This window comes from Salinivibrio sp. MA427, from assembly GCF_001996115.1.
GTDB classification, from domain to species: Bacteria; Pseudomonadota; Gammaproteobacteria; order Enterobacterales; family Vibrionaceae; genus Salinivibrio; species Salinivibrio costicola.
The window spans coordinates 1-9,295 of record NZ_MUFH01000086.1 but is presented as its reverse complement, the minus strand read 5'-3'; the positions used below and the strand labels follow the sequence as shown (position 1 = coordinate 9,295).

At 50.4% G+C, this 9,295-nt stretch carries 10 protein-coding genes and 1 pseudogene; 6 read left to right on the top strand and 5 right to left on the bottom strand.

Features of this window, described 5'->3' with window-relative positions:
* Positions 1-2 precede the first annotated feature (2 nt).
* From BZG79_RS07700 to pdsO, 4 genes are all read right to left on the bottom strand, one after another.
* Positions 3-1,652, bottom strand: coding sequence for a diguanylate cyclase (locus tag BZG79_RS07700; protein WP_077774107.1), 1,650 nt, complete (start codon positions 1,650-1,652; stop codon positions 3-5).
* The gene (locus BZG79_RS07695) at positions 1,645-2,034 is read right to left on the bottom strand and encodes a response regulator (RefSeq protein WP_077774106.1); all 390 of its coding nucleotides are present in this window, start codon (positions 2,032-2,034) and stop codon (positions 1,645-1,647) included. Before BZG79_RS07695 ends, BZG79_RS07700 begins: the two co-directional genes overlap by 8 nt.
* Positions 2,035-2,313: 279 nt before the next feature.
* Positions 2,314-2,703 (bottom strand): GNAT family N-acetyltransferase, encoded by a 390-nt coding sequence (locus BZG79_RS07690; protein ID WP_077774105.1) that lies wholly within the window; start codon positions 2,701-2,703, stop codon positions 2,314-2,316.
* 93 nt (positions 2,704-2,796) lie between these two features.
* A complete protein-coding gene (gene pdsO / locus BZG79_RS07685) occupies positions 2,797-3,513 on the bottom strand; it encodes a sortase-associated OmpA-like protein PdsO (RefSeq protein WP_199877606.1) in 717 nt (238 codons plus the stop codon).
* Positions 3,514-3,724: 211 nt separating this feature from the next.
* Between pdsO and pdsR the strand changes: the two genes are divergently transcribed.
* The 4 genes from pdsR (at position 3,725) to BZG79_RS07665 (ending at position 7,729) form a co-directional block, all read left to right on the top strand.
* On the top strand, positions 3,725-4,423 hold the full coding sequence (gene pdsR / locus BZG79_RS07680; protein WP_077647341.1) for a proteobacterial dedicated sortase system response regulator: 699 nt from the start codon (positions 3,725-3,727) through the stop codon (positions 4,421-4,423).
* Positions 4,423-6,645, top strand: coding sequence for a proteobacterial dedicated sortase system histidine kinase (pdsS, locus tag BZG79_RS07675; RefSeq protein ID WP_077774103.1), 2,223 nt, complete (start codon positions 4,423-4,425; stop codon positions 6,643-6,645). The genes pdsR and pdsS overlap by 1 nt, the downstream gene beginning before the upstream one ends.
* Positions 6,646-6,758: 113 nt before the next feature.
* Positions 6,759-7,427: a glutathione S-transferase N-terminal domain-containing protein gene (locus BZG79_RS07670; RefSeq protein ID WP_021022995.1), complete on the top strand. Its 669-nt coding sequence runs from the start codon at positions 6,759-6,761 to the stop codon at positions 7,425-7,427.
* Positions 7,428-7,522: 95 nt separating this feature from the next.
* Positions 7,523-7,729 carry a DUF1289 domain-containing protein gene (locus BZG79_RS07665; protein ID WP_021023966.1) on the top strand — a complete coding sequence of 69 codons (207 nt, stop codon included), beginning with the start codon at positions 7,523-7,525 and terminating at the stop codon, positions 7,727-7,729.
* On the opposite strand, the gene BZG79_RS07660 is transcribed toward BZG79_RS07665, so the two are convergent.
* On the bottom strand, positions 7,697-8,074 hold the full coding sequence (locus BZG79_RS07660; protein WP_021022994.1) for a hypothetical protein: 378 nt from the start codon (positions 8,072-8,074) through the stop codon (positions 7,697-7,699). The genes BZG79_RS07665 and BZG79_RS07660 overlap by 33 nt on opposite strands.
* Before the next feature lie 151 nt (positions 8,075-8,225).
* On the opposite strand from BZG79_RS07660, the gene BZG79_RS07655 reads away from it, so the two are divergent.
* On the top strand, positions 8,226-8,468 hold the full coding sequence (locus BZG79_RS07655) for a DUF3283 family protein (RefSeq protein ID WP_021022993.1): 243 nt from the start codon (positions 8,226-8,228) through the stop codon (positions 8,466-8,468).
* A 466-nt stretch (positions 8,469-8,934) separates the two neighbouring features.
* Positions 8,935-9,295: pseudogene (locus BZG79_RS07650) on the top strand (methyl-accepting chemotaxis protein); the annotation flags it as partial.

The following is a 9,295-nucleotide window of genomic DNA, read 5'->3' as shown; positions in this document are numbered from 1 at the left end:
CTCTATACTTGCTGATCTGACGCGCGCACCACCCGGTTTCGCCCGTCACGCTTGGCGCGGTAAAGTGCCTGGTCAGCCTTTTCCAGCAATGCTTCGGCCGTGTCTTTCGGAAACTGATGGTTATCTGCCACGCCTGCTGAGAGGGTACAGGTAAACGATTCGCCATCGCTCGCAAATTTAATGCCCGCAAAATCTTCCCGCAAGCGGTTCACCAGCTTGTGGGCATGGTCGGCATTACAATCCGGCAACACCAGTGTGAACTCCTCGCCACCGTAACGGCCCAGCTTGTCAGTGGTCCGGCAATGCTGGCGAAGCAGCGTGCCCACTGCGGCGATCACAGTGTCACCCACCGCGTGACCGTAGGTATCGTTGACGGCTTTGAAATGATCGATATCCAACATCACGACACTGAAGGTTTGCGGGCGCCGCTGGGCTAACTGCCATTGCATCTGCACTGCTTCCTTGATGCTGGCATGCTTCAGCAAACCGGTCAGGCCGTCTCGATTTCGGGTTCGTTCCAGTTCGCGCAAGCGCCGGATTCTGGCCGCACATAATCGGACCAAAAGGTCCATGTCGACGGGTTTTTCCAGAAACGCGTCTCCGCCCCTCAGCAGAGCCTGGTTGCGCAGCTCCCGGTTAGACTCCGCGGACAGGTAGATGATGGGTAAATGTGCCCAACGAGCTGTTTGCGAAAGCAGTGCGGCAAGCTCCGCACCGGTCACATGTGGCAACCACAGGTCCATCAGAACAAGCTCGGGGTTAAATTCGCTGACGGTTTCGAACAGCTGTTCGGTCTTCTCGAGTACCGCTACCTGCATTCCCTTCTCTTCAAGGATAGACTTACAGTAACTCGCAAGCTCCCGATCGTCTTCTATGATAAGAACCCGCCCGGGTTTAGAGTCCTCAGTCCGAATAACCTGGGAGATGTGTGAAGCAAGTTTGGTCATATCCAAGGGTTTGACAAAATACCCCAGAGCGCCCGCGCGCAGAGCTTCCAGCTTCGCACTGAAGCTATCCTCAGCACCGGTAAAGAATATCGGGCATTGAAAACCGTCTAGCAGGGATTGCCAAAAGTCTTGGGCTTCGGACTCTTCGCACTGAACGGCATGGTGATCAATCAGCAATAAATCTGGCTCCGGGTTATCGGTTATTTTAAGGGCGTCGGCATCGTCCAGGTGATAAACACGGAAGCCAAAACTTGTCAGTTGCGACAGGGCATAACTGGCAAGCAGATGATCACGCTCTACCAGCCATAGGCAAGGAGAGTCTGCAGCAATAGCTTGAGGGCTGGTTTCAATCGCTTCTTCGCTCTGCCCATGCCTGTCGGCCGCATGAGCTTCCCTCAGTTCAGACAACCACCTGACGGGAACGGCTACTTCGTCGGAAGATTCTGACAGTTTTTTTGCCACTATTGTTTCAAGCTCTCGGGCTTTCTCGCCGAGCGAGTGAAAACCAAAGGTTCCGGCAGCACCCGCCAGCGTGTGCAACGCCGAATGCAATTCACTTAGCGCGTTATCACAAGAGGGATGCCTTTTCAAACGGGAAGACAGAGTTTCAATCCGCTTGAATTCGGACTCCAAACGTTCTGCGTAAGCCGCTTTTAACTTTTCAATATGGCTGAGCGAACGACTGATAAGGGACTGCTCAGCCATCGAACCGCTCCCAGATCATTTGTATATCATCCGCCAGAGTCATGGGATCGAAGGGTTTTGATATCACCTCTGCGACGCCCATGTTTTTATAACGTTCCAATTCCTCCGGGTGAACTTTAGCCGTCATAAACACAACCAGGGTGGCTTCCGTTATGGCCCCCTGTTCTTTGAGCGCGGTCAGCGTCTCCGTGCCATCCATGCCAGGCATCATGACATCCAGCAGAATCATTTGCGGTTCAAATGCCGGGATCTCCCGCAGTGCGACTTCGCCGGATTCACAGATTTTCAACGTAAACCCACCCACGTCTTCCAGGGCGAGGGCGGCAATCTCACGGATGTCTGGGTCGTCCTCGACGTAAGCGACCTTTTGCAATGTGCTCATTCTTTGGGATCCTAAGTGGCTATTTTATGGCGCTTCGTATAATGCAGCTTCTAGCAACTCGCTCTAAAGCTTTTATGCATATAGTATAGCCCATCCAGCCTTTTTCTCTACTCTAAGGGTCATGGAAAACCCCCTCGCCCTATGAACGTCTTGCCCGCACTCCGACTACTATGAGCTGATCCGAATYCCGGCCCGCCGTCGTTGGCCTCGCAAATCAAGCTTGGCATCCCTACCCGGTTCTTCGGGAGCGAGCCCGGCTCTCTCAAGCCCTCAACACATCTATTCCCACATGTCACAGCTCGGCACCCCACTAGCCCTCCGCAGCCTAACCGTACCAACTTCAATGTGATCACACCCTCTTGCTATCAGCGCCTGCTCGGCAGCGACGAGCAGTTGACGCACCAACGTCATATCACGGAATGGTTCGTCAACAATAATGGTGCTAATGCGCCCCATGTGGCCTGATAAACCTAATTGTGGGATCACCTGACAAACCACCACACCCGCCACCAAGCCGCAAAGCTCAGCCACGCTGACTGACACCAAGTCTTTATTAAGTAAGTGCCTGATATAGCGAAGAATCTGACGCTTGTCTACGCTATCTGACTGGCAAAGTGCGCAGAGTTGGCTAATGGTATCGATGTCTTTATCAATGGCTTGTCTTATCATTATCGTCTTCCTTGTTTGGGTTACCCCACCCGCAGACTGCTGGCTCAATCTACCGATGAGGCGTTATGTTGTAAAAAGCGCGGGGATGGGTGACTAACGCTGAGCGGTTGGCGTATCCGCCATACGGCTTACCGTCACACGACGGTCAAAGAAAAAGCCCTCATTGTTGGCTTGATCGGCCAGTGGCTGACTGTCGCCATAGGCAATCGTCTCTAACTGATTCGCGCTAACCCCGACTGACACCAAGTAATCTCTTACCGCCTGTACACGGCGCTCAGACAGATCTTGATTGTAAGATTGACGACCGCGCGGGTCTGCATAACCGGCTAATTGCCACTGTGCCTCGGGCATTTGTTGGATAAAATTCGCTAATTCATCCAGCTGAATCATAAAGTGAGGTGCAATCTCAGCCGAGCTGGTTCGAAACTGAATATTCATCGCCAAGTCTATGTCCTCAATAGAATGTTGCTCTGCACGCAGGCGGGCAAGCTCTAACTGCGCCTCATTATATTTTTGCGTGACAAGGCTCAGTTGCGTATTTTTCGCATTCATGGTTTCAATCGTATCTTGCTGCTCAGTCGCAAGGGTTTCAAAACTCGCATTTTGCCCCATCACTGTGCCTATGATGGCGCCAGCCACCGCACCGACCGGTCCTGCGACCACTGCACCAGCAATAGCACCGCTGCCCATACCGATCAATTCTGGCTTTTTGTCTCGCTCGACTTGCGTGGCGGCCATGCCTTGTGGTGTTGCAACAACAAACATAGAAACCGCAAATACAGAATGTGTGAGTGCTTTTTTAATATCCATAGTGTTCTCGTCCTCGAAAGAGTGGGTGTTGTGCCGTGCTGGCAGTGAGGACATTAAAACAAGTAGATCAGGCAATTTACGGCTATAAAAATGGCAATGTGACGATCAATAATGGCAAAAATATGGCAATTGCGCGGAATCCGGCAAAAGGGGTTTTCTCTGCGCTGAGTTTGGGTATAGTCACTGCAACACTCGTGACCTATCCCGTACCATGAAGCAGATAGCAATTGTTGAAGATGAAGCCGCCATTCGCGATAACTATGCCGATGTGATTCGTCGCCAAGGCTATCAGGTTAATACCTACGCCGATCGTCCATCAGCCCAAACCGCTTTTGAGCAGCGGCTACCTGATTTAGCCATTATTGATATTGGTTTAGGCAATGAAATTGATGGCGGCTTTGCGCTATGCCAAGCATTACGCGCACTATCAGCGAACGTGCCCATTATTTTTCTGACCGCGCGTGATAGTGATATCGATACCGTGGTGGGATTGCGGATGGGAGCAGACGATTATTTAACCAAAGATGTGTCGCTCCCGCATTTGATGGCGCGCATTGCCGCTTTGTTTCGCCGTAGCGATCTCTTAGCACAAGCACCGTCGACAGAAGATAAACGCTTGCAATCTGGGCCACTCTATCTCGATCTTGATCGTATGCGTGTGTACTGGCATGACCAGCTGATTGATCTTACCGTGACTGAATTTTGGATGGTCCATGCCCTGGTTAAACGCCCGGGACACGTGAAGAGCCGACAAGCCTTAATGGATGAGGCACATGCTGTTGTGGATGACAGTACCATTACCTCGCACATTAAGCGGATTCGGAAGAAGTTCATGGCTATTGATAACCAGTTTGACTGTATTCGAACGGTCTATGGCATGGGGTATCGCTGGGATGAGGCACCAATATAATGGCAAGATGGCGTCGGCTGACTCAAGGTTTATGGCCTTATTTGGTCGGGATCCGGACTAAAATTGTCGTGCTCTCTAGCTTTTTATTGCTCTTGCCTTACCTGGGTTATCAATATGTCTGGGAGATGGAAAGCGTCTTACGTCAGGGCCAAGAACAAACTCTGATGGGCACAGCTCGCGCATTTGCAATGGGGATGAACGACCGACCAGCACTTTTCACTCATCGTCACTCACCAACGCGCCTCGATCCAGGTAAAGATTTGCATGCTTTTCGGCTTACCCACCCCATTACTCTGGATGGTGATCTACGCGAGTGGCAACGCTATCAGCAGCATCAGCGCAACTATCAGCGTGACGGGTTAATTTTCAATCAACGCCCCTATCACAGCGAGCAGCTATCCCTGTCGGTACTGACAGCAAGCAATGATCACGCCGTCTACTTAGCGCTCGATATTGTCGATGCGACCCCCACCCCTTCGCAAGATCAGAGCGATCTCACCAGTCAGGATCATCTTATTGTTGCCCTAACCTCTCCTCAAGGCGCGTTTTACCGCGTGGCCCTCAGCCAAGATCCGCGCTCACGCGATGCTCATGTGACACATTTAGCAAGTGGATTGCCTGTAAAGTCCAATCAACATGAAACTGAGGGGCCGACGCAACCTTTACCCATTGCCGCCAAATGGCGTACGACAGACACTGGCTATCAGGTTGAGATAAAACTTCCATCAGATTGGGTGGGTCAACAACTCGGGCTGGCCTACTACGATCTGGACGATAGTTTCGAGCGCCCATTACGTGCCATTATTGGCACAGCCTCCACACGCACACCGACGTCACTTGGCAGTTTTATGACCCCCTCTGCCGCGATTCAAACCCTTATTGAACGCATGAATAATGACGCGTCGCGCGTTTGGGTCGTAGATACACATAGCCGAGTGCTTGCTAAAGATGGCGATATCCAAACCTCAAACGGTGTCTGGCAGTCATCATCAGCGCCACAAACGCGCCACGGATTGATTGCTTGGCTTACCGATACACTGCTCCGCGCTTGGTACGATCGCTTGCTAGTGACACCACCTGATCATTTTATCGATGCGATGCAACAAGCTTCTATTTACAAAGGTGTACAGGCACAGCAGGCACTACAAGGGCGCCCTTATGCAGGGTGGCGCAGTTCGGATGATGGCCAAGCCATGATTCTCTCCGCCGCCTATCCCATTTGGCTCAACAATGACGTCGCGGGCGCGGTGATCGTTGAAGAAACCACCAATGGCATTCGCAGTTTACGTAATGACGCTCTCGAAACGCTTTTCTCGGTGATGCTCGCGGTGATCTGCACGGGCGTTTTATTGCTGTTGTTATTTGGCTCGCACATTGCTAAGCGTTTACGTCGCTTACAACATGAAGCGGATCACGCCATTGACAGCCAAGGACGCGTCACAGGCGCCATCACAACCGCAGACAGCCAAGATGAAATTGGTCGCCTGTCACGCACCATGGCCGATATGGTCGGACGCATTGCTGGCTATAATCAGTATCTAGAAAAAATGGCCTCGCGCCTGTCCCATGAGTTACGCACGCCCATTGCCGTCGTACGATCCTCGCTTGAAAATATGGCGTACACCCAAACCGATCCCAGCCAGCTTACTTATATCAATCGCGCTCAAGATGGGGTTCAACGCCTTGCCGGCATTTTATCAACCCTGACCGAAGCGACGCGTCTAGAACAAAGCTTTGACAACGCCGATAAAGAGCCTGTTAACCTCAATGCACTGCTAGACGGATGCACTCAAGGGTATCGACTGGCGTATCCAGAAAAGACGTTCGCGCTGACGCTCCCTGAACAGATCATCACGCTTGAAGGTGTCCCCGATTATTTGGCGCAGTTGCTCGACAAATTGATCGCCAACGCGGTGGAATTTGACGACGGTGCGGCGCCCATTACGCTTGCGCTTAGCGTGCATGCTGACAAAGTGATCATGACCGTCACTAATACCGGGCCACTGCTCCCGAGTGATATGCGCACACAGCTCTTTCACTCTATGGTGAGTGTTCGGCCCGCTCATCACGGCGCCGATAAACCTCATCTCGGTTTAGGCCTCTATATCGCGCGTCTTATTGCCGATTTTCATCAAGCTCAACTCACCGCGGCTCACCGTCCGCAACAAGACGGCGTGACACTGTCACTCACATGGTCAATCACACAGATAACAATCCATTGATTGATCTAAAACGCATTGGCCCCAATACTGAACCGAACAACCTCATCGCGATCAGAGCCAATTCATTAGCCTGGTGGCGAATAAATCTCCTACCGATAAAGCAAGGAGCAACGATGATTGAATTCTATTCTGCTGCAACCCCGAACGGTCAAAAGGTCGCAATTGCACTGGAAGAAATGGGATTGGCCTATCAGCTCCATCCCATTGATTTAATGGCTAACGAACAAAAACAACCTGACTTTCTCGCCATTAATCCCAATGGGCGTATTCCTGCGATTGTCGATAAAAGTCATGGCGATTTTCCAGTCTTTGAGTCTGGGGCAATTTTGCTTTATCTCGCGGAAAAAACAGGGCAGTTTTTACCTGAAGATCCTAAGGCGCGCTCACAAGCGATACAGTGGTTGATGTTTCAAATGGGGGGCGTTGGACCCATGATGGGGCAAGCGAATGTCTTCTATCGTTATTTCCCAGAGAACATCCCCGCAGCCATTGAACGCTATCAAAAAGAGGGGCGCCGCCTGCTTGAGGTTGTTGACCATCAGTTGCAACGTCACTCTTACCTTGCCGGTGATAGCTATACGATCGCTGATATGGCCACGTGGCCTTGGGCAAGAATTCATGCATGGAGTGGTATTGATGTCACTGGACTGGACGCGTTAAAAGCCTGGATCGATAAACTGGCTGAACGCCCAGCGTGCCAAACCGCGTTAGTCACCCCAGCGTCCGCCGAAGCCAGTGATGAAGAGCGTGCCCAGCAAGCCAGAGGCATGGTGACACGTTAAACAACGCGATATACTCAAAATAAAGAGCCATAACAAGGTAACGGGTAGCCAACCGGGCTGTCCGTTACCTTCCCGTGATAGGTTAAGGAGCGTCTGTGTTAACCCCGTGTATTGGTCATTGTCGTCGTGAAGACGATGTCTGTGTCGGCTGTAAGCGCACACTCGATGAAATCATCAACTGGGGCAAAATGACTGACGACGAACGTGCGGCAATTATGGCTCAGCTCTCACAAAGGCCTGATCCACAACGGCCAGAACCTGCTCGTCGCTCAAGAAACCCGTTCAAGCGTCGTATCATCTGATGGCGCCAGCGGCTTACGGTATTCGATAATCACCGTATGGCCCTCGTAGTAAACCGCTTCAATATCACCATCAACAACGACTTTGTTGGTAACTAATACGTCTTGGCTAACTTGCTCACGATTACGTAAGCTGGGCAAAATTTTGTTTGGCTCAACGCCCATGACATGACAAAAGGCGAATACAAACCGGCTCTCTAGTACACCATCACCATGGATACTGCGAGAAAACGTTAGGTGGCTCACTTCCAACTTTTTTGCCATTTCGCTTTGTGTGATCCGTGCTTTGGCTTTGTAAGACATCCAAGTTTGGTGCAGAGCTTGTCTGTCTTGCTCGTCAAACGTCATTCTGTTTTCCAGTCGGTATACAATACATGGCGACCAGCGTAACAGACACATAGATTATAATGTCAGTACCTCGTTAATCGCGGGTAAATCTTGCCGAGCACACCCTGCTCGGTTAGGATCGATTCATTCCGATTACCATGAGAACGTACTAATGGATATCAACTTAGCCAACCTTCCAGCTGACGAAAAACAAAAAATAGAGCTTGATAAACAAGCTGCGTATGCCGTCTGGAAAGTGGTGAATAACCAAGCGCCACAAAGCCTTTACGAACAAGAAGCCAATGTTTTGGTGGATTGGCAACGTGATGTCTATTTATCATCTGTTAACAAGTATCGCGCTCAACCTGAGGCCTTTATTATCCCTGAAACAGCGACCGATACGACCGAGCGCTGAAACCGTACTTCACTCACACTTACCGTGATCAACGTTTTACACACTCAGGCACCAAACACGGTGAGTTGGTGCCGAACCGCACTCAGCCTGCAAATACGATAACGTTTGTCCTCCTCTCTACCACACGTACCGTTTTAAACCATCTTCTTCTGTCTTATTTTCATGACTCACTCAAGGCTAAAATGACGCTAGATTGTCATACATTTTTTGTTTTTTAAGTTGGCAAAATCGTAGAACCCACTCTAGTGTTATTCTTATCAAGAAATCTTCTTTGTTTATGAAGCAACTTGTACTGACAGTCTTTTAAAAGAAAATGACAATCTTGTAAAAGAAAGTGTTGGCTGGGTGACTCCTTGGTGGTCTTATCATAACCGCATAAAAAAGCGGGCAATAGGTTCCTACCTTGCAAGGAATTCACCCTTACTTTTTAGACAGTTTACTGCACGCTCAGTAAGGGGTAATCGCTATGACCTTAGGGTTTAAATCTCGCATTATTTTGGGAGTGGGTTTGCTTGTGACCCTCTCTCTGGTCGTCCTCGGTTCGCTGAATGCGATGTCATTACGTGACAACATGGTCAGTGCCCTGGTGAAACAAACGCAAAATAAGGTCGATCACCATGTGCTTGAATTAGAGCAATTAGTTCAATCCCAACTCAACGCGGTTGAAAAAGGCGCCGGGCACTTTGCCAGAAATTTGACCGAATCAGAGAATGTTGCCCAAGTACGGATGCTTGCCGATACGGCAGGTATCGCTAATGTGATTATGACTTACGAGAGTGGCCGTTCGTATATGTCAAATCACTCAAGCGACGGGATTACCACCAATG

Excerpts from the sequence above, each read along its gene's own strand:
- BZG79_RS07695 (WP_077774106.1), bottom strand. The coding sequence starts at position 2,034 with ATGAGCACATTGCAAAAGGTCGCTTACGTCGAGGACGACCCAGACATC.
- pdsS (WP_077774103.1), top strand. The coding sequence starts at position 4,423 with ATGGCAAGATGGCGTCGGCTGACTCAAGGTTTATGGCCTTATTTGGTC.
- BZG79_RS07700 (WP_077774107.1), bottom strand. The coding sequence starts at position 1,652 with ATGGCTGAGCAGTCCCTTATCAGTCGTTCGCTCAGCCATATTGAAAAG.
- BZG79_RS07670 (WP_021022995.1), top strand. The coding sequence starts at position 6,759 with ATGATTGAATTCTATTCTGCTGCAACCCCGAACGGTCAAAAGGTCGCA.
- BZG79_RS07690 (WP_077774105.1), bottom strand. The coding sequence starts at position 2,703 with ATGATAAGACAAGCCATTGATAAAGACATCGATACCATTAGCCAACTC.
- BZG79_RS07655 (WP_021022993.1), top strand. The coding sequence starts at position 8,226 with ATGGATATCAACTTAGCCAACCTTCCAGCTGACGAAAAACAAAAAATA.
- pdsR (WP_077647341.1), top strand. The coding sequence starts at position 3,725 with ATGAAGCAGATAGCAATTGTTGAAGATGAAGCCGCCATTCGCGATAAC.
- pdsO (WP_199877606.1), bottom strand. The coding sequence starts at position 3,513 with ATGGATATTAAAAAAGCACTCACACATTCTGTATTTGCGGTTTCTATG.
- BZG79_RS07660 (WP_021022994.1), bottom strand. The coding sequence starts at position 8,074 with ATGACGTTTGACGAGCAAGACAGACAAGCTCTGCACCAAACTTGGATG.